Source organism: Antarctobacter heliothermus (genome assembly GCF_002237555.1).
GTDB classification, from domain to species: domain Bacteria; phylum Pseudomonadota; class Alphaproteobacteria; order Rhodobacterales; family Rhodobacteraceae; genus Antarctobacter; species Antarctobacter heliothermus_B.
The window spans coordinates 374,093-394,868 of the sequence record NZ_CP022540.1 but is presented as its reverse complement, the minus strand read 5'-3'; the positions used below and the strand labels follow the sequence as shown (position 1 = coordinate 394,868).

Genomic DNA, 20,776 nt, shown 5'->3' with positions numbered 1-20,776 from the left:
CCTAGTCGGTTAGGTTGAAGACCCTTGAGGGGTGCAATTCACCCGCCTTGTAGCGGCCCACGGCCAGAGGGCGGCCTTCGAAAGACGCCCAAGCCTCATCGCCGTATTCGACGTTGCCGGGGATCACCATGCCGGGGTTGCCATTTCGCAGTCGCGCAGCGCCCTGCGCGGTGCAATGCAGTTCCGGCAGGTCGGCCAAACCCAGTTCCAGCGGGAGGATGTGCTCGTCCAGTTCGGGCGTGCGCGCCATCTGTTCGATCGCCTCCAACGTCAGGCCATTGCTTGCCTCAAACGGACCGGACCAGACCCTGCGCAACCGCAGCACATGGCCGTGACAGCCCAGCAGTTTGCCCAAATCGCGCGCGATAGAGCGGACATAACCGCCCTTGCCGCAGATCATTTCCAGTTCGGCAGTGTCGGCGTCGGGGCGGTCGGTCAGCACCAGTTCCTCGACCCACAGAGGGCGGGCGGCGATGTCCATTTCCTCGCCATCGCGGGCGCGTTTGTAGGCGCGTTCACCGTCGATTTTGACGGCAGAGAATTGCGGCGGCACCTGCATGATGTCGCCGACAAAACCGTGCAGCGCCTCCTTGATGTCCTCATCACTGGGGCGCAGGTCGGATGTGGCGATCACCTCCCCCTCGGCGTCGTCGGTGTTGGTGGCCTGTCCGAAGCGCACGGTAAATCGGTACGCCTTGAGTGCGTCGGTGATGTAGGGAACCGTTTTGGTCGCCTCTCCCAGCGCCACGGCCAGAACGCCGGTTGCCTCGGGGTCCAGCGTGCCCGCATGGCCCGCCTTTTTCGCGTCCAGCGCCCAGCGGACCTTATTGACCACAGCGGTCGAGGTCAGGCCTGCGGGTTTGTCGACAACCAGCCAACCCGAAATGTCGCGTCCCTTGCGCCTGCGTGCCATGTGATGCCCCTGCATGAATTGGAAGGCGGCGAGGTATCAAGCGGGCGGGGGCCTGTCAATCGCGGGCTGCAGGCGGATCAGCCAGCTCCCTGTGGCAGGCCATGGCGGTCAGCGTGGCATGGGCGTATGGGCGCGCTGCCAAAGCAGCGTGCGCCCTGTTCAGGTCCGCACGCCGGCAAACCGTTCCTGCCACTCTTCGCGCTCTGTGTCGGTGATCTTGCGGAAGGTCACCTCTGGCACGTCAAAGGCGTGGCCAGCGGGCAGGGCGGTCAGCGCCGCCTCGACGTCATCGGGCCAGCCCGCGTCTTCGGCGTGCATTGCGGTCAGCAATTCGGCGGAGGCGTCCGGGATGAACGGGGCCGAAATCACCGCGTAGAGACGGATCAGGTTCAGCGCCAGACGGATCTGCATCGCTGCCTGTTCTGGATCGGTCTTGAAGGTCGACCAAGGCGCGACCTCTTGCAGGTATTCGTTGCCCAGAACCCATGCTGCGCGCAGGGCGGCGGCGGCCTTGCGGATCTCAACCGCCTCCATGTGCGTTTCATATTCGCGCACCTTGGCCGTCAGATCAGCAATCAGCTTGGCCTCGGCCTCACCGGGGGTGCCGCCCTCCGGCACCGCCTCAGAGAACTTTGACCGGCAGAATTTGGTCACGCGCGACGCGAAGTTGCCCAGCACATCGGCCAGATCCTTGTTCACGCCGGACTGGAACGATTCCCATGTGAATTCGCTGTCCGAGGTTTCGGGCACATGGCTCAACAACCACCAACGCCAGTAATCGGCGGGCAGGATGTCCAGCGCCTGATCCATGAACACGCCGCGCCCGCGCGACGTGCTGAACTGGCCGCCGTCATAGTTCAGGTAATTGAACGACTTGATGTAATCGACCAGCTTCCACGGCTCACCCGACCCGAGGATCGTCACCGGGAACGACAGCGTGTGGAAGGGGACGTTGTCCTTGCCCATGAACTGGGTATAGCGCACGTCCTCTGCGCCCTTGTCATTGCGCCACCAGCGGGCCCAATCGTCACCCTTACCCGCGTCCACCCATTCCTGCGCGCAGGCGATGTATTCGATGGGCGCGTCAAACCAGACGTAGAAAACCTTGCCCTCCATCCCTGGCCAAGGCTCATCGCCCTTTTGCACCGGCACACCCCAGTCGAGGTCACGGGTGATGCCCCGGTCCTGCAGGCCGTCGCCGTCATTCAGCCATTTCTTGGCGATGGAGGTGGTTAGCACGGGCCAGCCTTCGCGGGTGTCGATCCACTCCTCGATCTGGTCCTTCATCGCGGATTGGCGCAGGTACAGATGCTTGGTCTCGCGCATTTCCAGATCGGTGGAGCCGGAAATCGTCGAATGCGGGTTGATCAGGTCGACCGGGTCCAGCTGCTTGGTGCAGTTGTCGCACTGGTCGCCGCGCGCGCTGTCGAAGCCGCAGTTGGGGCAGGTGCCCTCAATATAACGATCAGGCAGGAAACGCCCGTCCGCCTTGGAGTACATCTGTGTCTCGGACACTTCGCGGATCAGGCCCTGTTCATCCAGCACCTTGGCGAAATGCTGCGTCAGTTTGCGGTTCTGGTCGGACGATGAGCGTCCGAAGTGGTCAAACGACAGCCGGAACCCTTCGGCCAGCTTGGCCTGCACTTCCCACATTTCGGCGCAGTACTCGGCCACCGGCTTGCCCGCCTTGGCGGCGGCCAATTCGGCAGGGGTGCCGTGTTCATCCGTGGCGCAGAGGAACAGCAACTCATGTCCGCGGGCGCGCAGGTAGCGGGCGTAAAGGTCAGCAGGCAGCTGGCTGCCCACCAGATTGCCCAGATGCTTGATGCCATTGATGTAGGGAATGGCGGAAGTGATGAGATGTCGTGCCATGATCTGCGCGCTTGTCCGTCCTGAGGTTTGCGCGTGGTGTACCGACCCAACGCCCAAGAGGCCAGAGCGTGTTGCAAACTGGGCCGTTCGGTTGCGCGGTGTCTTAGTCGCCCTTTTTCGCGCGCTCACGCGTGTTGGACAGCAGGCGGCCCACCATGAAACTGGAGCGCGGTGTGTAGATGTAGCGGGTCCGGGTGTCAGAGGCTCGGCGGCTTTGCATCCGGATCAGGCCAAAGATTACCAGCAACGCATGGCCCACTGCGATCATGACAAACAGCGCGGGCGGGCCGTACCTCTCGATCAGCAGCGAGGCGATCCAGGGCGCGGCGATGGCCCCAACCGCGTACCAGAACATCAACGCTGCCGAGAGGGCGATACGTTCTTCGGAGGTGGCAAAGTCATGCGCGTGGGCTGCGGCGATCGAGAAGATCGGAAAGGTGGTCAGGCCGAACAGTGCCGCTGTCAGCATGATTCCGATTGTGGGCAGGCCGGTTGCGGTGGCGGTTAACATGCAACTGGCGATAGCGGCGACGGAGAGCCAGATCAGCACCCAGCGCCGGTCATAGCGGTCCGCCAGCCAACCCGCCGGGTATTGCGCCAGTGCGCCGCCCGCAACGAAAGAGGCCAGAAACAGCGCGATCTGCCCGGTCTGGAGGCCAACGCCGGTGGCATAGATTGGCCCGACCATCCGGAACGATGCGCTCGACAGGGCAGAGACCAGCACCCCCGCCACCGCCAGCGGCGACCGCGCCCATGCAAGGCCCGGCGTCAGGCGTGGCGCTTCTGGCGTTTCTGGCGGGCTGAGGCGTGACAGTGTCAGCGGCAATAGCGCGGCGGTACAGAGCAGTGCCAACAGCGTGTAGCTGACGTAATGTGCAGGTGGCAGGATGGAAATCATCAGCTGCGCGCCCAGCGAGGCGGTGATGTCGGCCAGTCGGTAGGCCCCGGTGGCGCGGCCCCGGTTTTCGTTGGTCACCTTGGCGTGCAGCCATGCCTCGATCACGGTGTAGCATCCCGCCACACAGATCCCCTGACCAATCCGCAGTGCGGCCCAGGCATAGGGATTGTCGGTCAGGATATGGCCGAGGATGCCGATGGTCCCCAGTGCGGTAAAGGCGGCGAAGGCGCGGGAATGTCCGACGTTGCCCATCAGGCGCGGTGCCCACCAGCACCCCACGAAGAAACCGGCGAAATGCGCCGACCCCAGAAAGCCGATCTGCGCTGTGGTAAAGTTCAGCGACAGGCCTGAAAGCGCATCAAGCGGTCCGACACTGCCGGACGAAAGCTGTAGCAGGATGACGGACAGAAAGAGGGAGGCAAATGAAATGACCAGTCGCATGAGTGAGTTCTGCGCCTTTCCATCAGGGATGTCAGGTGGCTTTGCGACATAAATTTATCTTTTCGACCTTTTACCCGGTGGCGGGTTCGGACCAGTGGGTTAGTCGGTTGTCGGTCAACCGCCACACCTTGGGCGGCAACATCCGCGCGCGCAGGCGTTCGACCCGCCATGCGGTTTGTCCGGGGGCATGGGCGGGGTCACAGCGAAACCGCGTCTCGATCCCCGGCGCGCCACCCGCGCCCGGTGTCAGCAGCAGCCCCAGCGGACGGCACAGCCCGACCTCAGCGCCAGCTTCGGCGGCCAGATGCAGACGGCGCACGGGGGTCATAGCAGGTGGTTCGGCCAAATCGGCGACCACCACGGGCGCTGCGCCGCTGCGCAACGCCTCTTCCATCGCCCAGAGGCTGTCGTCGGGCCGGTCGGTGGCGGCAAAGATCACATCGCCCGGCGGCAGGATACCCGCCATGCCGCAGGGGTTCAGCTGATCGGGACTGTGGCGGCGGGTGATCCAGATCACCGGCCCCCCCGCCTGCGCGGCGACATGCAGCGCCAGCGTGCGCCGCGCCTGCCCGCACAGCTCATGCACCCTGCACAGCGGCAGGATGAGGTCACGCCAGAGCACCAGCGCGGGCGGCGGCGCATGGGGGCGGCGGGACAGAAGGGCGGGAGCAGAGGCCATGGTCATGTCTTGATCTATAGCATGTTCCGCATTTGTTCTCAATATTTCACGTATTGGATTTCCAACATGTGACGCGCGGGGTGATGCCCCCTTGCCATCCGGGCGGGGGGTGTCATTTTGCGGCCAAAGCAAACAAATGACGGGACGATCCCATGAAAATGAACCCGCTGGGCCGAAGCGGCCTGCAGGTGTCCGAGCTTTGTCTTGGCACCATGACCTTTGGCAACCAGACGCAGCCCGCTGAGGCGTTCCGCCAGATTGATCGCGCATTGGAGGCGGGGATCAACTTTATCGACACCGCCGAGATGTATCCGGTGAACCCGGTGCGTGCGGAAACCTTGGGTCGGACGGAGGAGATCATCGGCGACTGGAACGAGGCCTCGGGGCGGCGGGGGGAGTGGATTTTGGCCACCAAACATTCCGGCGAGGGCAGCTTTGCCCGCGATGGGGCGCCGATCTCGTCCAAGACGATCCGTGAGACGGTTGAGGCTGGGCTGAAGCGGCTCAAGACCGATTACATCGACCTCTATCAGTTCCACTGGCCGAACCGGGGCAGCTATATGTTCCGCAAGAACTGGCGCTATGATCCGGCGCAGTCGGGGTGGACGCGGGCGCAGGTGATCGCCGACATGGAGGATTGTCTGGGCGCGCTGCAGGAAGAGGTGCAGCGCGGGACGATCCGCGCCTTTGGCCTGTCGAATGAAAGCGCCTGGGGCACGCAGATGTGGCTGGAGGCGGCCGAGCGCGTGGGGGGGCCGCGGGTGGCGTCCATTCAGAATGAGTATTCGTTGCTCTGCCGTCTGGCCGACACGGATCTGGCCGAGATGATGATCTATGAGGATGTGGGGCTGCTGCCGTTCTCGCCTTTGGGGGCGGGCTTTTTGACCGGCAAGTATCAGGGCGGGGCCGTGCCGGATGGGTCGCGGATGAGCCTGAATGAAGGCATGGGCGGACGCAAGACGGACCGGGTTTTTGCCGCCGTGGACGCCTATCTGAAGGTGGCGCGGGACTTTGAGATTGATCCCTCGCACATGGCGCTGGCGTGGTCGGCGCGGCGGTCTTTTGTGGCCTCCTCAATCTTTGGCGCGACGACTTTTGAGCAGCTGGAGCATCTGTTGGGGGCGACTGAAGTGGTGCTGTCAGAGGAGCTTTTGGCGGCGCTGGATGCGGCGCACAAGGCGCATCCGATGCCCTATTGATCTGAGGGTTTTGTGGGCGTGTCCACGCGTGGACACGCCTGCGCCTATGGAAAATCAATGGGTTACAGAGGTATTTTTTGGATTTGTTAGGGTTTGGCGTTTTGGAGTGGGGTGTTTCAGGCCGGGGTCAGGCGTAATTTTCGGCGTATGAAGGCTTACTGGCAGACAGGCTGCGTCATTCGACAGCTACTGTCGAAACCACCCACGGTTTGCCAGTTCGAGTTCGCGCTTGTAGCGAGAGGCTTCACGTCACTGACGGCCCTGAGCCGCCTTTCGCTTCATGGCCATAGCCGCAGCGCGGCTTCCCCATACCAGACTTTCCTGGCACTGCGCAGCATCGTACAGCGTCCCTGAGGAACTGTAGCCGAGACGTTTGATGTCTGGCGCGCAACCGCACCGGGCTAATGGACACCAAACTATGCTGCGGCGTAAGCTCGCACTATTACCATTGGTAGAAAGGCGTATCCTGAAACCGCATTTGGGTCGCCGTCAATCGAACGGAAACCAACTTTCTCGGTGAAGTAACTCCATCGTCGTGCCGTTTGCTTCGCGTCGCCGCAGTTCAGACAGTCGATTAGAACGCCTTTGCAATCGTGGGTCCGTTCATCGTTGGCAATGGTGCGAAAGAGGTGAATCAGCATGTCGGTGCCGGTGCCTGCAGGGCTGGTCAGGTCTCGCGCGAGGTAGTCGATGCGAACAAGCGGAGTGAGATCCTTCTTCGGCCCTGAGACGACGATCGAGTATCGGCCGAACGCCAAGATGGTGCTGCCCTCTGACAGCACCTGGCAGCGGTTCCGTATCTTATTGGATTGGCTTACGAGGTCGGAGTTACACGCCTCTACACCGGAATCGAAGGCCGCGACGTCATGTGTCGTTCTGTCGAGAGCTTCTAACTTCAATCAGCTTACAGCCTTCAGCTGACCTTTTCGGCGCGCTTGATGGCTGCCAGCAAGTGCTCGGTGGGGCGCATTGGCTCCGCGCAGATTTCCTCGATACGCGCCATGTGTTCTGCGGTAAGTGGGACGTGCTCGGGCTTCTCTGACCGAATCCGTGCTATCCGCCCCAGCACGACCTTCCTCCGGGCTTTTCCCGAGTTCGGGACCACGAAGGTGCCGTTGCGAAGCTTGAATTTGGCGCTGACATCCTTGATCCCCACGTGCAAAGAGCCGCGCCGAGACCGGAGCGGCTTGCCTTTGGCGGTGGAGCCTTTTCTGAACATCTTCATAGCCATGCTCCAATATATATGTCGAAACACATTACTATGCAATAAAGCCGTCTCTACGACTGACCGGTGGCGGCACGGTCTGCGAGCCCGAAGTGTGTCGAAGATCTCCCACACCTTCGCATGTGGGGGTCATGGCTGTTCTTCAACCTCTCTTCGTTTTTGCGGGTGGCGGAGATCCAACGACCTCGTGGCGCGTGTGACCGCCTTAGTAGCCGGCGATGCCGAAAGCTGTGGGCATTCCAAGAACCTCGTAGCGTATATTCGCCATCAACGCAGCTTCCGCCGAGTGGGGGCAGCGGATGTTCTTGCCGCGAATACGCCTCTGCAAGCTCACATTCGCCTTCCCTGCGCCGTGCAGCCTGCCAATGGCTCCCGGACAGTCTCCTGGTTTAAGTCTTAACGTGATCATTCCTGAACGGTCGCCCTTGGCATTAATCGCAATCGCAAGCGAAGAGGTTCCGCTCTCCCTGTAGGTCACCCGGGGTTCCGCAGCGCGAACTTCGCGGTATGTCCGCTTCCACGTCCTGGCAAGGGTGAGTTCGCGCGCGCAGAGAAGGTCCGGTTTCCGCCCTAACTAACTGATTCTTTCGCAGCGACCCCACGATGTCACCCCACCTACCCCCCAATCCGCGCCTCCAGCGCCCGCAAATGGTCGGGCAATGCGCGGGCGGTGATGCTGGCTTCTTTGACGAGGTGGTCGAAATGCTGGGTGATGGCCTCGACCCGGTTGGTGTCGCGGAAGGCGAGGTAGTTGCGGCCAAGGTAGATGACCGCCAGCAGCGGGCCAAACACCGTCAGCGGCGCTGAGTACAGCCGCCGCGCGTCGAACAGGTAGAACCGCAGCCGGGGGTAGAGCGACTCACAATGTCCGGCGAGGCGGGTGAGTTGTTCGCGCCGGATGTCAGCGGACAGGCCCGCGTAGTAACCGGTTCCGGCGGCGAAGGACTCGACCTCGAACAGCGGCAGGGCGATCTCATAGTCGGACTGCGAGCGGCGCATCCAGTTCAGCCGGTCCTCTGACGCGTTGATCGCCTGCTGCGTGGTCTTGCCCAGATGGGGGGCGTATTCCCAGTCCAGCAGCTCTCGCGTTTTGAGCATGTCGGGCAGGGCGGGCGGCACATAGCGGATCTTGTAGCCCTCGGCCTCACGGTGCCAGTCAAAGATCTGCTCATCGACCAGCGCGCGGGGGGCCTCTGTCAGGGTCATGGAGTTGGCGAGCAGGTCCGCCGCGCTTTCGGGGCGTTCCGACAGGCCCAGCAGCCAGTCCGCCGAGACGCCAAGCGCCTGCGCGCAGGCCCCGATGAGATGCGCGTTGGGCAGCCGCGCGCCACTGTCCTTGAGCAGTTGCGAAATGGTGGAGCGGTCGACGCCGACAGCGCGCGCCAAAGCGGTTTGATTCGAGCCTGCCTTGGCCATCGCCTCTGACAGGCGGGTGCGGAGCAGGGCGGCGCGGGCGCGTTTGTCGAGAATATCACTCATGTGGTGATTATTGTCACGTTTGCTGAGAAATGTGAACCATACACAGAGTGCCCAGCGGCGTGGGCTGGCGTTACCGTGTGGCGAGATCAGAAAAATCAGGAGGTTACATGGAAACGCGGGCGCGGACGCTGGTGAAATCCGTCCTTTGGACGTTGCTGGGGCTGGTGGTCATGATCGGGGTGGGGTTCGCCTTTACCGGATCGTTGATGGTGGGCGGCGGCATGGCGGCGATCAACGCCGCTTTGGGGTTTGTCACCTACCTTTTGTATGAGCGCGTCTGGGCTGGCATCCGCTGGGGCCGCCATGTTTGAGCGTTTGCGTGGGCTGGAATGGCCGACGCTGGTTCTGTTGGCGCTGTGTTATGCACTGTGGGCGTTGGGGACGACGGTGGGTGCAGCGATGTGGCTGCCGTTGGGCATGGTCATGGTGGTGATCGGGGCGGCGCTGCATTCGTCGCTGACCCATGAGATGTTGCACGGCCATCCGTTCACGTCGCCTGTCTGGAACGCGGTGCTGGTGTTCCCGGCGCTGTCGCTGGTGGTGCCGTACCTGCGGTTCAAGGACACGCATATGGCGCATCACCGCGATGCGATCCTGACGGACCCTTATGACGACCCCGAGAGCAATTTCATGGACCCCAAGGTCTGGGGGCGGTTGCCGCGCTGGGGGCGGGCGCTGCTGCGGGTGAACAACACTCTGGCGGGGCGGATGCTGTTGGGGCCTTTGATCGGGACACTGGGGTTTGTGATGTGGGATGCGCGCGCTTTGCGGCGCGGGGATCGACGTGTGGCGCTGGGGTGGCTGCTGCATGTGCCAGCGGTGGGTGTGGTGGTCTGGTGGATGGTCGCGGTTGGGCAGATGCCGGTCTGGGCGTTTCTGGTCAGCACCTATGCGGCGCTGTCGGTGCTGAAGATCCGCACCTTTCTGGAGCATCGCGCCCATGAGACGGCGCAGGCGCGGACGGTGATCATTGAGGATCGCGGGTTGCTGGCGCTGCTGTTTCTGAACAACAACTTTCACATCGTGCACCACATGCACGCAATGGTGCCGTGGTACCGGTTGCCTGCGTTGTACCGGGAGAACAGGGATCGCTATCTGAGCCGGAACGGGGGCTATCGCTATGCGACGTACGGCGAGGTGTTCCGGCGGTATTTCTGGCGCGCCAAGGACCCGGTGCCGCATCCGTTGTACCCGGAGAGTTGATTGGGTCGCACGCAGGGCTTGATGCGGGGCGGGGTTTGCGGGGCTTTGCCGTATTGGTTTTGATCTAACTGGGAGCGGCGGCTTGCAACTGGGTTGCGGGTGCCCCTAATGGCCGCATGGATTTATGGATTATTGCCACCCTGTCTGCCGCCACGTTTCAAACGGTGCGATTCATGCTGCACAAGGTCTTGGCGGGCGGCGCGCTGAGCGCCACGGGCAGCACCTTTGCGCGGTTTGCCTATGCGATGCCAGCGGCGGCGGTTGTGCTGGCGGGCTATCTGTGGGCGACGGGCACAGAACTGCCCGTGCCGGGGGCGAATTTCCTGGGCTGGGCGGTGATCGGCGGGTTGGGGCAGATCCTTGCCACGGTCCTTGTCGTCCTGTGTTTCCGCGAGCGGAATTTTGCGGTGGGCATCACATTCAAGAAAACCGAGGTGATACTGACCGCGCTGTTGGGGTTGGTGGTGCTGGGAGAGGTGATCTCTGCCGCCGGGTGGCTGGCGATCGGCATCGGGCTGGTGGGGGTGCTGATGTTGTCGCGGACCCCGGATGCGGCGGGGCTGTGGCGCGGGCTGACCAGCCGGGCGGTGATCCTTGGCGTCGGGTCGGGGGTGTTCTTTGCCATTGCGGGGATCGGCTATCGCGCCACGACGCTGGCGGTGCCCAGCGATGATCCGGTGTTGCGGGCGGCGGTATCACTGGTCTGCGTGACATTGTTGCAGGCGCTGAGCATGGCAGTCTGGCTGCGCTGGCGCGAGCCGGGGCAGTTGACTGCGGTCTGGGACGCGCGGGGCAAGGCGATCTGGCTGGGGCTGACCTCTATGGCCGGGTCGCTCAGCTGGTTCACGGCGTTCACCTTGCAGACGGCGGCCTATGTCTATGCGCTGGGGCAGGTCGAGCTGATCTTGTCGCTGGCGGCCTCTGTGCTGTTTTTCCGCGAAAAGGTGACGGCGCGCGAATTGGCCGGGATTGCCGTGCTTACGGTGTCGATTGTGGTGCTGGTTCTGGTCCTGTGACCACATGCAGCGGCGCGGGCGACAGGGCGTCGCGCAGGACCAGCGTCACGGTGGCAAAGCTGACATAGAGCAGCAGGTACCACGACCCCATCTTGGACAGGTGCACAAGGTCGAGCGTGCTTTGTCCGTTGTACAGCCATGTGCCGGTGTTGGTGCCGACGTTCTCGGCGATCCACAGAAAGATCGAGGTCAGGAAAGCGGCGAGCGGCAGCGGCATCCAGCGGCGCGTGCGGTTGATGGTGAACCAGACGCGGGTGCGCGCAAACAGCAGCACGCTGGCGGCCATCAGGACATAGCGGGCGTCCGGTAGGTAGTGGTGAGCAAAGAAGTTGACGTAAATCGCCACCGCCAGCGCCACACTTGTCCAGAAGGGCGGGTAGGGGGCGAATTTCATGTCAAAAATGCGTATGACGCGGGCCATGTAGCTGCCGACGGCGGCATACATAAACCCGGAAAACAGCGGCACACCGTAGAATTTCAATAGCGCGGGTTCAGGGTAGGCCCAGCTGCCCGCGTTGACCTTGAACAGTTCCATCGCGGTGCCGGTAAGGTGGAACAGCAGGATGACCTTGGCCTCTTGCAGGGTTTCCAGTTTGAAGATCAGAAAGCCGATCTGGATGGAGAGCGCGTAGAGGAACAGCAGGTCATAGCGGTGCAGGGGGGCGTCGTCTGGCCAAAAGCGATCCGTCACCAGCAGGCCGCCCAGCATCAGAAAGCCGAACAGGCAGGCCCAGCCCTGCTTGAGGATGAACATAAGCAGGTCGGCCAGACCTGTGGGGAGATGCGCGCGGGTGAAATCCCCCAGCGCGCGTTCGATGCGGCGTGTTGTTGTCATGCGGGCCTTGATACGGGGTGGCGTGGCGTGCGCCAGTCAGGGATGCCTGACCTTTGGGCCAGTGCGAGATGAAAGGGAAGAGGGGGCGTCATGCCAGAGGCATGCTTTCAGCATGACCCCCGTCTCCCTGCGGTCGACTCCCGCGGGATATTTCAGGACAGAAGAAGCCGGGGGGCTGGGGCGCGTTCAGCCCGTGCGCGGGCCGGAATAGTCCGCATCCGACACCTTTTCCAGCCAATCCGCTGCGCTGCCGTCCTGTGCCTCTTGAATGGCGAGATGCGACATGGCCACGTCCGGGGCGGCACCGTGCCAATGTTTTTCGCCGGGCGCGAACCAGGCAGTATCGCCGGGGCGCAGTTCCTGCACCGGTTCGCCGTCTTTCTGGGCAAGGCACAGGCCCGACAGGATGTGGATCGTCTGGCCAAGGGGGTGGGTGTGCCACGCGGTGCGCGCGCCGGGTTCGAACGTGACGATCAGGGCGTTGACGCGGGACGGCTCTGGCGGGGCGATGACGGGATCAATGCGCACGGTGCCGGTGAAGTAATCCGGATTTGGCGTGACGCTGGGGCGGGAGCCTGCGCGGTGGATCAACATGGGGGAACCTTTGTGGTGAGGAGTGTTGGCGGTCAGTCTAGCGGAAGCGCGCGCTTGTGTAAGACGAGAGTGACGGCTAGCGTTTGAACTGTGTTCATGGAGGATGTGTCATGGCAAGCAAGGTGGCGGTACGCAAGGCTGCGCTGCGCGAGAAGCTGGTGTCTTTGGCTGAGGCGCGGATTTCCTCTGGTGGGTTGCGGGCGCTTAAGGCGCGGGATCTGGCCAAGGATGCGGGATGCGCCGTTGGGGCGATCTATACCCATTTCGAGGATCTTGACGCGCTGGCGCTGGAGGTCAACGGGCGCACCTTTGTGCGGTTGGGGGCGGCGGTGTCGGCGGCGGTTGACGGGCATGAGGGCAGTCCGCATGAGCGCCTGATTGCCATGTCACTGGCCTATTTGCATTTTGCCGCCGATCAGCCACGGCTGTGGCGGGCGTTGTTCAGTGCCGATGTGTCGTCCGATGGTCCGGTGCCGCAATGGTATGTGGATGCCTTGGGCGGGTTGTTCGAACACATTGCCGAACCTGTGGCCGAGTTGTTCCCCGGTTTCGATGCGCGTGAGTTGGATCTGATGGTGCGGGCGTTGTTCTCATCCGTGCATGGGATCGTTCTGTTGGGTCTGGAAAAGCGGATTTCGGCGGTTCCGATAGATGGGATAGAGCGCATGATCGCCCAGTTGCTGGTTCAGGTCGGGAATACCTGACCTTTGTGAACGGTGTTCAAGAAAAAGATTGAACGACGTTCATTTATTCGCTATCTCGTTTCATGAACGATGTTCATGAAACGGAGAGCGACATGTTCGAGACCTTCAGAACCCTTGTGGCGGGGGCCAATGCCCGGGCCGAGGAGCAGGTACGGGACCGCTATTGCATAGAGTTGATTGACCAGAAGATCCGTGAGGCCGACGCTTCTTTGAAGTCAGCGAAATACGGATTGGCCAGCCTGATCCAGCGTGAGCGGGCTGAGACCCGGCAAGTGGCCACGCTGGACGCGCGGGTTGCGAACCTGATGTCCCGCGCCAAGGCGGCGCTGGAGGCGGGGCGCGAGGATCTGGCGGCTGAGGCGGCGCAGGCCGTGGCCGACATGGAGAATGAACTGGAGGTGCGGCGCGGAACCGTGGCCCGGTTGGAAACCCGCATCCTGCAGTTGCGTCAATCCGTTGAGGCCGCGAACCGGCGGTTGATCGACCTCAAGCAAGGTGCGGTGGCGGCGCGGGCGGCGAAACGTGAGGCGGATATCCAGAAACGGTTGGGTGCGCATGTGGCCCGTGACACCGCCTTTGATGAGGCCGAGGCGCTGATCCAGCGGGTGTTGAACCGGGACGACCCGTTCGAGCAGAGCCAGATCCTGCGGGAGATCGACAGTGGCCTGAACCGGGGCGACATGGCCGACCGCATGGCCGAGGCCGGGTTCGGTCCGGCCAGCAAAAGCACCGCCGCGGACGTTTTGAGCCGCCTGAAGACACAAAACTGATCTCATACACAGAAACCTGAAAGGACTATTCTCATGGACCGCAACGAAAACAGCCTGATCCTGTTCATCAACTTTGCCGGTGTGGCGTTGGCTTATGGCCTGCTGGGCATTTCGCTTTGGCTGAGCACGGAAGTGCCGCTGTCGACCAAGGGGTTTTGGGCGATGGGGGTGTTTATGCTGACCATCAGCCTGATCAACGTGGTGAAGTATCGCTTTGATTTCCGCATGTCCGAGGACCGTTTGCGTCGGATTGAGGATGTTCGGAACGAAAAGATGCTGGAAGATGCGTTGAAAGACCACGTCTGAGGCCGATCGAATGGAAAAACCGCCGTGGACGTGTCCACGGCGGTTTCATTGATTCAGCAGGGTGGCGGGGTGAACCCCGCCCAGCGCCGGTTTAGAGGTCGGTGTAGATCGGGAAGCGGGCGCAGAGGGCTGCGACCTCTGCCTTTACCTTGGCCTCGACCTCGGCGTTGCCGTCTTCGCCATTGGCGGCCAGTCCGTCGACGACCTCGATGATCCAGTCGGCGATCTGGCGGAACTCTGCCTCACCGAAACCGCGGGTGGTGCCTGCGGGGCTGCCAAGGCGGATGCCGCTGGTCACGGTCGGCTTTTCGGGGTCAAAGGGCACGCCGTTCTTGTTGCAGGTGATATGGGCGCGGCCCAGCGCCTTTTCGGTGGCGTTGCCTTTGACGTTCTTGGGGCGCAGATCGACCAGCACCACATGGGTGTCGGTTCCGTGGGTTACGGTGTCCAGCCCGCCTTTGATCAGTTGATCGGACAGGGCCTGTGCGTTCTTGACCACCTGTTGCTGGTAGGTCTTGAACTCAGGGCGCAGTGCCTCGCCAAAGGCCACGGCCTTGGCGGCGATGACGTGCATCAAGGGGCCGCCCTGAATGCCGGGGAAGATGGCGGAGTTGAATTTCTTCGCCAGTGCCTCATCGTTGGTGAGGATCATGCCGCCGCGCGGACCGCGCAGGGTTTTGTGGGTGGTCGTCGTCGCCACATGCGCGTGCGGGAAGGGCGAGGGGTGCTCACCTGCCGCGACCAGACCGGCAAAGTGCGCCATGTCGACGTGCAGATACGCGCCAACCATGTCGGCAATCTCACGCATCTTGGCAAAGTCGATCTGGCGCGGGATGGCAGAGCCGCCGGCGATGATCAGCTTGGGCAGGTGTTCTTTGGCCAGCGCCTCGACCTGATCGTAGTCCAACTGGTTGTCCTGCTGGCGCACGCCGTATTGGATGGCGTTGAACCATTTGCCGGACTGGTTCGGCTTGGCGCCGTGGGTCAGGTGACCGCCTGCATCCAGCGACATGCCCAGAATGGTGTCGCCCGGCTTGATCAGCGCGGTGAACACGCCTTGGTTGGCTTGCGAGCCCGAGTTCGGCTGCACGTTGGCAAAGTCGCAGCCAAACAGTTGTTTGGCGCGTTCGATGGCAAGGTTTTCGGCCACGTCGACGTAGTCACAGCCACCGTAATACCGCCGACCAGGATAGCCTTCGGCGTATTTGTTGGTCATGACAGAGCCTTGCGCCTCCATCACGGCCTTGGAAACGATGTTTTCCGAGGCGATCAACTCTATCTCGTCGCGCTGGCGGCCGAGTTCGCCGGTGATCGAGGCATAGAGTTCGGGGTCGCGGGAGGAGAGCGACTCGGTAAAGAAACCGGTGTCGCGGTGAGGGGCGTTCATGGCGCTGCTCCTTGTGGAATCCTAATGGCGCGTTTCGTATCGGAAACGCTGCTGGCTTCAAAGAACCTAAAGCGACGCAGTGGAATATTCCAGCGCCACCGACGGTCGAACACTGGTCCTGCCGGGGAACATGTGCTTCCATCCGCTCGGAATGAAGACGACAGGAAACCCCCGATGACATTACGGATCGCCTTTTGTGCCTCTCGCGCGCCGATTGCACAGGCGGCGCTGGCTGGTTTGTCCCGGCGCTATGGCGATCATGCCGAGCAGGGGGCAGAGGTGATTGTGGCGCTGGGCGGCGACGGGTTCATGTTGCACACACTGCACCGGACGCAGGCGCTGGAGGTGCCGGTTTATGGCATGAACCGGGGCACGGTCGGGTTTCTGATGAACGAATATTCGGAACACGGGTTGGTCGAGCGGTTGCAAGCGGCGGAAGAGGCCGTGATCAACCCGCTGATGATGCGCGCCACCTGTGTGGATGGGCATGACCATCATGCGCTGGCGATCAACGAGGTGTCTTTGCACCGGTCGGGATCACAGGCCGCGCGGCTGCGGATCAGCGTCGATGGGCAGGTGCGCATGGCGGAACTGGTCTGTGACGGGGCGCTGGTGTCGACGCCTGCCGGGTCCACCGCCTATAACTATTCCGCGCATGGTCCGATCCTGCCGATTGGCGCGGATGTGCTGGCGCTGACCCCGGTTGCGGCTTTTCGCCCGCGTCGTTGGCGCGGCGCGTTGTTGCCGAAATCGGCGGGGGTGACGTTTGAGGTGCTGGAGCCGGAAAAGCGCCCCGTTATGGCCGAGGCAGACGGTGAGGCGGTGCGCGACGTTCTGCGGGTGCATATCCGGTCCGAACCGGACGTGGCGCATCATGTCCTGTTTGACCCCGGTCACGGGCTGGAGGAACGTCTGATCCGCGAACAGTTCGTATGAGGTCCATTTGCGATGACTTGGTCGGGTTTGTTGCTTCTCGGCACAGAGGAATTGATTTTGCTACGCTCATTGATCGGATCGGCTTGGGTCTTCTTTGCCGATCGCAAGCGTCGTCGTTTCTGGCGTGCGCAGAGAGAGGCAGACCGTCTGCAACGGCGGGTCGGCCTGTCCAGCCCGCGTGATCGGCACAGGTGAGGCTTTGGGATAGGTCTGCGCGCGGCCTTTTCATTGCCCGACTCGCCGGGATGCGCCACGCTGAGATCAAGCGACATTGGGGAGGTTTTCATGTCCAGATTTACTGCTCTGCCCGTCACGGCGGGCGTTATTGCATTGACGGCGGGTGCGGCATGGGCCGACTGCGCCGACGACGCGGCCATTGCGGCCTATGTGGCCGATTATCTGGCCAAGACACCGGCTGCCGCGTTGGTCCCGGACGGAAACATGGAGGATGCGCGCTGCACACAGGACAAGCTGGTGGCCGCATTGGTCCCGCATCTTGGTCCGGCGATCGGCTACAAGGCCGGGCTGACAAGCAAACCCGCGCAAGAGCGTTTCGGCGCGGCAGAGCCGGTGGCAGGCGTGTTGTACCAAAACATGATGCTGGAAGACGGGGCCGAGGTGTCGGCAACCTTTGGCGCGCGGTCGCTGTTTGAGGCGGATCTGATTCTGGTGGTGGGCGATGCGGCGATCAACGATGCCACCACGCTGGAAGAGGCCATCGACCATATCTCGGCGGTGCATCCATTCATTGAACTACCTGATCTTGCCTACGCCGAGGGGCAGCCGATTAGTGCGGTGACGCTGACGGCAAACGGTGTTGCGGCGCGTCTGGGGGTGTTGGGCGCGCCATTGCCGGTTGAGGATGGCGCGGTGATGCTGGCCGCGCTGGCGGACATGACGGTCACGGTGCGCGACGCAGAGGGCGAGGTTCTGTCACAGGCGCCGGGCGCGGCGGTTCTGGGAAACCCGGTCAACGCGGCGCTGTGGCTGATGTCCAAGGGCTATGAGTTCAAGGCGGGGGATCTGATCTCTGTCGGGTCCATCGGGCCGCTGCTGGCCCCGCCGCAGGCCAAGGGATCGGCCAGCGTGACTTATGACGGATTGCCGGGCAATCCGGTGATTTCCGTCACGTTTACGGATTAATGTGATTGTCGGGGCCTGATGTGACGGGCCCCGACGCGCTCTGCTACTGCTGCGGTTTCAGCTCGAACCCGTCGAGCTCATAGATCCGGTCACAGGCAACGGTGTCGTCTCCGCCACACCGAGGGCCGTTGAGGCTGAGCGTCAGAACGCCGGGTTGTCCGGTCAGGGTGGCGTCCTGGGTCGCATCCAGAAAGACCCGGCGATAGCGACCGTCGTCCAAACCCAGCCAGAACGAGGTCAGGCAACCCGCCGCTCCGCACACCATGTCCGGTGTGCTGTCGCAGACCATCGCGCCGTGGTTCACCCGCAGGTCCATCGGTGGTTTGCCGTCGATGTCGATGGCAACGTCGAAATCCTCGCCCACGGACAGCTGGCCGTCCAGCACTGTGCAGGCCTCACGCATGTCGCCAAGGATCTTGGTGGCCGGATCGGGCAGTGTCCGCCGCTCCATCTCGCGGGCGGCGAAATCCGGTTGCGGACAGACCTGTTCCACAGCTGTGATCGCGTTCCGACTGCCGATCAGGGTAAAGTTATGCACTTCGGGCGCGGCATCGCCGCTGTACCAGACGTGCAGTTGCGCCCGAATGCCCGCCTTGAGCCGCTGAATGCCGCGCAGATGAGTTTCTTCCAGCGGGGCGTGAAAGCTTTCCAACCCGGACTGGCTGAAATCCAGCGACCCGGCCAGTTGTGAGCCGACAAACAGCAACGTGTCCAGTTGCGCCGCCGCAACCATCCCCGCCATGTTCCGCGAGGTCAGGCGAAAGGCCAGCGGATCTCCTGTGGTGCAGCCCAGTTCCAGGCACAGCACCTCTTCCGTTCCATTGCACACGCGGGCGGTATGAACTGTCGCCTCTTCGCCACCGATAAATTCCCAATCCGCGCGGGCGGCGCCGCTCCAGACGCAGGCGGCCAGTATGGCCAGGATCAGCGTCTTGAAGGCATTGCTTTGCATAGGGAATCTCCTTTGGACCGTTCGGGGGATGAGTCCATGTCGACAGCACAAGGTCAACCCGTGCAACCGTTCACATCTGCGCAAATGGGCTGATGATACCGCCGCGATGCATCTTTTGTCCGGCGGCACCAGGGGGTTTTCAGTTTTGCAAATAGTCCTGCGCATCAAAGAATACAGCAAGAATCCGAGGGGTTTGCAAATCTTTGCAGGCGGATTTCGCAAATGTTCTGCGGTATTCTGTCCTGACCATCGGTAACAGACTTGCCTGCCTGCCAAGCCAGCGCCTAAGCCGATTGTCAGGGAAAAGGAGGCTCTCCATGGGGTATCAAGACGTTTATGACAGCTGCCAGTCCGATCCAGCAGGGTTCTGGATGAAAGCTGCCGAGGCTATCGATTGGGACCGGAAGCCTTCGAAAGCGCTCTTCGACAAGGGCGACCAGATGTACGAGTGGTTTGCCGACGGCATGGTCAACACTTGCTGGAACGCCGTTGATCGCCATGTAGAGCGGGGCCGGGGTGAGCAGACGGCGATCATCTACGACAGCCCGATCACCCATACCAAGCGCGAGATTTCCTTTGTCGAGCTGCGCAACCGCGTTGCCAATCTGGCCGGCGCCCTGCGCGCCAAGGGCATAGAAAAGGGCGACCGCGTCATCATCTACATGCCGATGATCCCCGAGGCGCTGGAGGCGATGCTGGCCTGTGCGCGGTTGGGCGCGATCCATTCGGTTGTGTTTGGCGGCTTTGCCTCGACGGAACTGGCGGTGCGGATCGATGACGCCAAACCCAAGGCGATCATCGCGGCCTCCTGCGGGATGGAGCCGGGCCGCGTCATCCATTACAAGCCGCTGCTGGACGGCGCGATTGATCTGGCCACGCACAAGCCCGACTTTTGCGTGATCTTCCAGCGCGAGCAGGAAGTGGCCAAGCTGATCGAGGGGCGCGACTATAACTGGCACGGGTTCCAGTACGGGGTAGAACCTGCTGATTGTGTCCCGGTTGAGGGCAACCACCCGGCCTATATCCTCTATACCTCTGGCACCACGGGTCAGCCCAAGGGGGTTGTACGCCACACCGGCGGCCATCTGGTGGCGCTGAACTGGAGCATGAAGAACCTCTACAACGTCGATCCGGGTGATGTGTTCTGGGCGGCGTCGGATGTGGGCTGGGTCGTGGGGCACAGCTATATCACCTACGGACCGTTGGTGCATGGCAACACCACCATCGTGTTTGAGGGCAAGCCGGTGGGTACGCCTGACGCGGGCACGTTCTGGCGGGTCATCCAGGAACATAAGGTGAAGTCGTTCTTCACCGCGCCAACCGCCTTCCGGGCTGTTAAACGCGAAGACCCCAAAGGTGAGTTCGTCGGGAAATACGACCTTAGCGGGCTGCGTGCGGTTTATCTGGCGGGTGAGCGGGCGGACCCGGATACCATCACCTGGGCGCAAGACATGCTGAAGGTGCCGGTGATCGACCATTGGTGGCAGACAGAGACCGGCTGGTGCATCGCGGGCAACCCGCTGGGCATCGAGGAGATGCCGACCAAACTGGGCAGCCCGGCCAAGCCGATGCCGGGCTATGACGTGCAGATTTTGGATGAGGCGGGCCACCCGGTTGGTCCCGACACGCTGGGGGCCATCGCGATCAAGCTGCCGCTGCCGCCGGGGACGTTGCCGACGCTATGGAATGCCGAGGATCGCTTTCGCAAATCCTACCTCAATACCTTCCCCGGCTACTATGAGACGGGCGATGCGGGGATGAAGGACGAAGAGGGCTATCTGTACATCATGGCGCGCACCGATGATGTGATCAACGTCGCGGGACATCGCCTGTCGACGGGGGGGATGGAAGAGGTTTTGGCCGGTCATCCGGACGTGGCCGAATGTGCGGTGATTGGCGTGACGGATCAGTTGAAGGGACAGCTGCCGATGGGATTTCTGTGCCTGAATGCGGGCACGAACCGGACCCATGATGAGATCGTCAAGGAATGCGTCAAACTGGTGCGGGAGAAAATCGGCCCGGTGGCGGCGTTCAAGCTGGCCTGCGTGGTGGATCGCCTGCCGAAGACTCGGTCGGGGAAAATTCTGCGCGCGACCATGGTGAAAATCGCCGACAGTGAGGAATTCAAGATGCCCGCGACGATTGATGATCCGGCGATTTTGGATGAAATCCGCGAGGCCCTGCAGGGGCTGGGATATGCTAAGGGGTGAGGGTGTCCACATGT

At 62.4% G+C, this 20,776-nt stretch carries 21 protein-coding genes; 10 read left to right on the top strand and 11 right to left on the bottom strand.

The window, feature by feature from the left end:
* Window position 1 precedes the first annotated feature (1 nt).
* From truB to ANTHELSMS3_RS01975, 4 genes are all read right to left on the bottom strand, one after another.
* Window positions 2-913, bottom strand: coding sequence for a tRNA pseudouridine(55) synthase TruB (gene truB / locus ANTHELSMS3_RS01990; RefSeq protein ID WP_094033409.1), 912 nt, complete (start codon window positions 911-913; stop codon window positions 2-4).
* A 159-nt stretch (window positions 914-1,072) separates the two neighbouring features.
* On the bottom strand, window positions 1,073-2,785 hold the full coding sequence (metG, locus tag ANTHELSMS3_RS01985) for a methionine--tRNA ligase (RefSeq protein WP_094036870.1): 1,713 nt from the start codon (window positions 2,783-2,785) through the stop codon (window positions 1,073-1,075).
* 103 nt (window positions 2,786-2,888) lie between these two features.
* A complete protein-coding gene (locus tag ANTHELSMS3_RS01980) occupies window positions 2,889-4,124 on the bottom strand; it encodes an MFS transporter (protein WP_094033408.1) in 1,236 nt (411 codons plus the stop codon).
* 70 nt (window positions 4,125-4,194) lie between these two features.
* Window positions 4,195-4,803 (bottom strand): ImuA family protein, encoded by a 609-nt coding sequence (locus ANTHELSMS3_RS01975; protein WP_439098665.1) that lies wholly within the window; start codon window positions 4,801-4,803, stop codon window positions 4,195-4,197.
* A gap of 152 nt (window positions 4,804-4,955) precedes the next feature.
* Between ANTHELSMS3_RS01975 and ANTHELSMS3_RS01970 the strand changes: the two genes are divergently transcribed.
* Window positions 4,956-6,002: an aldo/keto reductase gene (locus ANTHELSMS3_RS01970; protein ID WP_094033406.1), complete on the top strand. Its 1,047-nt coding sequence runs from the start codon at window positions 4,956-4,958 to the stop codon at window positions 6,000-6,002.
* 416 nt (window positions 6,003-6,418) lie between these two features.
* On the opposite strand, the gene ANTHELSMS3_RS25775 is transcribed toward ANTHELSMS3_RS01970, so the two are convergent.
* The 3 genes from ANTHELSMS3_RS25775 to ANTHELSMS3_RS01950 form a co-directional block, all read right to left on the bottom strand.
* Window positions 6,419-6,901, bottom strand: coding sequence for a hypothetical protein (locus ANTHELSMS3_RS25775; protein ID WP_094033405.1), 483 nt, complete (start codon window positions 6,899-6,901; stop codon window positions 6,419-6,421).
* Between the two features lie 14 nt (window positions 6,902-6,915).
* The gene (locus ANTHELSMS3_RS01960; RefSeq protein ID WP_157733381.1) at window positions 6,916-7,227 is read right to left on the bottom strand and encodes a hypothetical protein; all 312 of its coding nucleotides are present in this window, start codon (window positions 7,225-7,227) and stop codon (window positions 6,916-6,918) included.
* 615 nt (window positions 7,228-7,842) lie between these two features.
* Window positions 7,843-8,706, bottom strand: coding sequence for a helix-turn-helix domain-containing protein (locus ANTHELSMS3_RS01950; protein ID WP_094033402.1), 864 nt, complete (start codon window positions 8,704-8,706; stop codon window positions 7,843-7,845).
* A 107-nt stretch (window positions 8,707-8,813) separates the two neighbouring features.
* On the opposite strand from ANTHELSMS3_RS01950, the gene ANTHELSMS3_RS01945 reads away from it, so the two are divergent.
* From ANTHELSMS3_RS01945 to ANTHELSMS3_RS01935, 3 genes are all read left to right on the top strand, one after another.
* Window positions 8,814-9,017, top strand: a complete 204-nt coding sequence (locus ANTHELSMS3_RS01945) for a DUF2061 domain-containing protein (RefSeq protein ID WP_089280462.1) — start codon at window positions 8,814-8,816, stop codon at window positions 9,015-9,017.
* Window positions 9,010-9,909: a fatty acid desaturase gene (locus ANTHELSMS3_RS01940; RefSeq protein ID WP_094033401.1), complete on the top strand. Its 900-nt coding sequence runs from the start codon at window positions 9,010-9,012 to the stop codon at window positions 9,907-9,909. Before ANTHELSMS3_RS01945 ends, ANTHELSMS3_RS01940 begins: the two co-directional genes overlap by 8 nt.
* A 116-nt stretch (window positions 9,910-10,025) precedes the next feature.
* Window positions 10,026-10,925: a DMT family transporter gene (locus tag ANTHELSMS3_RS01935; RefSeq protein WP_094033400.1), complete on the top strand. Its 900-nt coding sequence runs from the start codon at window positions 10,026-10,028 to the stop codon at window positions 10,923-10,925.
* Here ANTHELSMS3_RS01935 and ANTHELSMS3_RS01930 read toward each other — a convergent pair.
* Together ANTHELSMS3_RS01930 and ANTHELSMS3_RS01925 are read right to left on the bottom strand one after the other, a co-directional pair.
* Window positions 10,888-11,760, bottom strand: coding sequence for a DUF817 domain-containing protein (locus ANTHELSMS3_RS01930; protein WP_094033399.1), 873 nt, complete (start codon window positions 11,758-11,760; stop codon window positions 10,888-10,890). The genes ANTHELSMS3_RS01935 and ANTHELSMS3_RS01930 overlap by 38 nt on opposite strands.
* 186 nt (window positions 11,761-11,946) lie before the next feature.
* Window positions 11,947-12,354 carry a (R)-mandelonitrile lyase gene (locus ANTHELSMS3_RS01925; protein WP_094033398.1) on the bottom strand — a complete coding sequence of 136 codons (408 nt, stop codon included), beginning with the start codon at window positions 12,352-12,354 and terminating at the stop codon, window positions 11,947-11,949.
* A 110-nt stretch (window positions 12,355-12,464) separates the two neighbouring features.
* Between ANTHELSMS3_RS01925 and ANTHELSMS3_RS01920 the strand changes: the two genes are divergently transcribed.
* The 3 genes from ANTHELSMS3_RS01920 (at window position 12,465) to ANTHELSMS3_RS01910 (ending at window position 14,134) form a co-directional block, all read left to right on the top strand.
* Window positions 12,465-13,058, top strand: coding sequence for a TetR/AcrR family transcriptional regulator (locus ANTHELSMS3_RS01920; protein ID WP_094033397.1), 594 nt, complete (start codon window positions 12,465-12,467; stop codon window positions 13,056-13,058).
* Window positions 13,059-13,150: 92 nt separating this feature from the next.
* Complete coding sequence (locus tag ANTHELSMS3_RS01915) at window positions 13,151-13,828, top strand: PspA/IM30 family protein (protein ID WP_094036869.1); 678 nt, start codon at window positions 13,151-13,153, stop codon at window positions 13,826-13,828.
* A 33-nt stretch (window positions 13,829-13,861) separates the two neighbouring features.
* On the top strand, window positions 13,862-14,134 hold the full coding sequence (locus tag ANTHELSMS3_RS01910) for a hypothetical protein (RefSeq protein ID WP_439098664.1): 273 nt from the start codon (window positions 13,862-13,864) through the stop codon (window positions 14,132-14,134).
* A 91-nt stretch (window positions 14,135-14,225) separates the two neighbouring features.
* Here ANTHELSMS3_RS01910 and glyA read toward each other — a convergent pair whose 3' ends face one another.
* A complete protein-coding gene (glyA, locus tag ANTHELSMS3_RS01905; RefSeq protein WP_094033395.1) occupies window positions 14,226-15,521 on the bottom strand; it encodes a serine hydroxymethyltransferase in 1,296 nt (431 codons plus the stop codon).
* Between the two features lie 174 nt (window positions 15,522-15,695).
* On the opposite strand from glyA, the gene ANTHELSMS3_RS01900 reads away from it, so the two are divergent.
* Window positions 15,696-16,457, top strand: a complete 762-nt coding sequence (locus tag ANTHELSMS3_RS01900) for an NAD kinase (protein WP_094033394.1) — start codon at window positions 15,696-15,698, stop codon at window positions 16,455-16,457.
* A 285-nt stretch (window positions 16,458-16,742) separates the two neighbouring features.
* Window positions 16,743-17,600, top strand: a complete 858-nt coding sequence (locus tag ANTHELSMS3_RS01890; RefSeq protein WP_094033392.1) for a 2-keto-4-pentenoate hydratase — start codon at window positions 16,743-16,745, stop codon at window positions 17,598-17,600.
* 43 nt (window positions 17,601-17,643) lie between these two features.
* On the opposite strand, the gene ANTHELSMS3_RS01885 is transcribed toward ANTHELSMS3_RS01890, so the two are convergent.
* Window positions 17,644-18,552 (bottom strand): hypothetical protein, encoded by a 909-nt coding sequence (locus tag ANTHELSMS3_RS01885; RefSeq protein WP_094033391.1) that lies wholly within the window; start codon window positions 18,550-18,552, stop codon window positions 17,644-17,646.
* Window positions 18,553-18,869: 317 nt separating this feature from the next.
* Here ANTHELSMS3_RS01885 and prpE point away from each other — a divergent pair, with 317 nt between their 5' ends.
* Window positions 18,870-20,762 carry a propionate-CoA ligase PrpE gene (gene prpE, locus ANTHELSMS3_RS01880; protein ID WP_094033390.1) on the top strand — a complete coding sequence of 631 codons (1,893 nt, stop codon included), beginning with the start codon at window positions 18,870-18,872 and terminating at the stop codon, window positions 20,760-20,762.
* The last annotated feature ends 14 nt before the right edge of the window (window positions 20,763-20,776 follow it).

Coding starts and splice junctions, on each gene's coding strand:
- truB (WP_094033409.1), bottom strand. CDS start 913: ATGGCACGCAGGCGCAAGGGACGCGACATTTCGGGTTGGCTGGTTGTC.
- prpE (WP_094033390.1), top strand. CDS start 18,870: ATGGGGTATCAAGACGTTTATGACAGCTGCCAGTCCGATCCAGCAGGG.
- ANTHELSMS3_RS01890 (WP_094033392.1), top strand. CDS start 16,743: ATGTCCAGATTTACTGCTCTGCCCGTCACGGCGGGCGTTATTGCATTG.
- metG (WP_094036870.1), bottom strand. CDS start 2,785: ATGGCACGACATCTCATCACTTCCGCCATTCCCTACATCAATGGCATC.
- ANTHELSMS3_RS01935 (WP_094033400.1), top strand. CDS start 10,026: ATGGATTTATGGATTATTGCCACCCTGTCTGCCGCCACGTTTCAAACG.
- ANTHELSMS3_RS01885 (WP_094033391.1), bottom strand. CDS start 18,552: ATGCAAAGCAATGCCTTCAAGACGCTGATCCTGGCCATACTGGCCGCC.
- glyA (WP_094033395.1), bottom strand. CDS start 15,521: ATGAACGCCCCTCACCGCGACACCGGTTTCTTTACCGAGTCGCTCTCC.
- ANTHELSMS3_RS01900 (WP_094033394.1), top strand. CDS start 15,696: ATGACATTACGGATCGCCTTTTGTGCCTCTCGCGCGCCGATTGCACAG.
- ANTHELSMS3_RS01915 (WP_094036869.1), top strand. CDS start 13,151: ATGTTCGAGACCTTCAGAACCCTTGTGGCGGGGGCCAATGCCCGGGCC.
- ANTHELSMS3_RS01945 (WP_089280462.1), top strand. CDS start 8,814: ATGGAAACGCGGGCGCGGACGCTGGTGAAATCCGTCCTTTGGACGTTG.
- ANTHELSMS3_RS01910 (WP_439098664.1), top strand. CDS start 13,862: ATGGACCGCAACGAAAACAGCCTGATCCTGTTCATCAACTTTGCCGGT.
- ANTHELSMS3_RS01920 (WP_094033397.1), top strand. CDS start 12,465: ATGGCAAGCAAGGTGGCGGTACGCAAGGCTGCGCTGCGCGAGAAGCTG.
- ANTHELSMS3_RS01970 (WP_094033406.1), top strand. CDS start 4,956: ATGAAAATGAACCCGCTGGGCCGAAGCGGCCTGCAGGTGTCCGAGCTT.
- ANTHELSMS3_RS01925 (WP_094033398.1), bottom strand. CDS start 12,354: ATGTTGATCCACCGCGCAGGCTCCCGCCCCAGCGTCACGCCAAATCCG.
- ANTHELSMS3_RS01960 (WP_157733381.1), bottom strand. CDS start 7,227: ATGAAGATGTTCAGAAAAGGCTCCACCGCCAAAGGCAAGCCGCTCCGG.
- ANTHELSMS3_RS01975 (WP_439098665.1), bottom strand. CDS start 4,803: ATGGCCTCTGCTCCCGCCCTTCTGTCCCGCCGCCCCCATGCGCCGCCG.
- ANTHELSMS3_RS01980 (WP_094033408.1), bottom strand. CDS start 4,124: ATGCGACTGGTCATTTCATTTGCCTCCCTCTTTCTGTCCGTCATCCTG.
- ANTHELSMS3_RS01930 (WP_094033399.1), bottom strand. CDS start 11,760: ATGACAACAACACGCCGCATCGAACGCGCGCTGGGGGATTTCACCCGC.
- ANTHELSMS3_RS01940 (WP_094033401.1), top strand. CDS start 9,010: ATGTTTGAGCGTTTGCGTGGGCTGGAATGGCCGACGCTGGTTCTGTTG.
- ANTHELSMS3_RS01950 (WP_094033402.1), bottom strand. CDS start 8,706: ATGAGTGATATTCTCGACAAACGCGCCCGCGCCGCCCTGCTCCGCACC.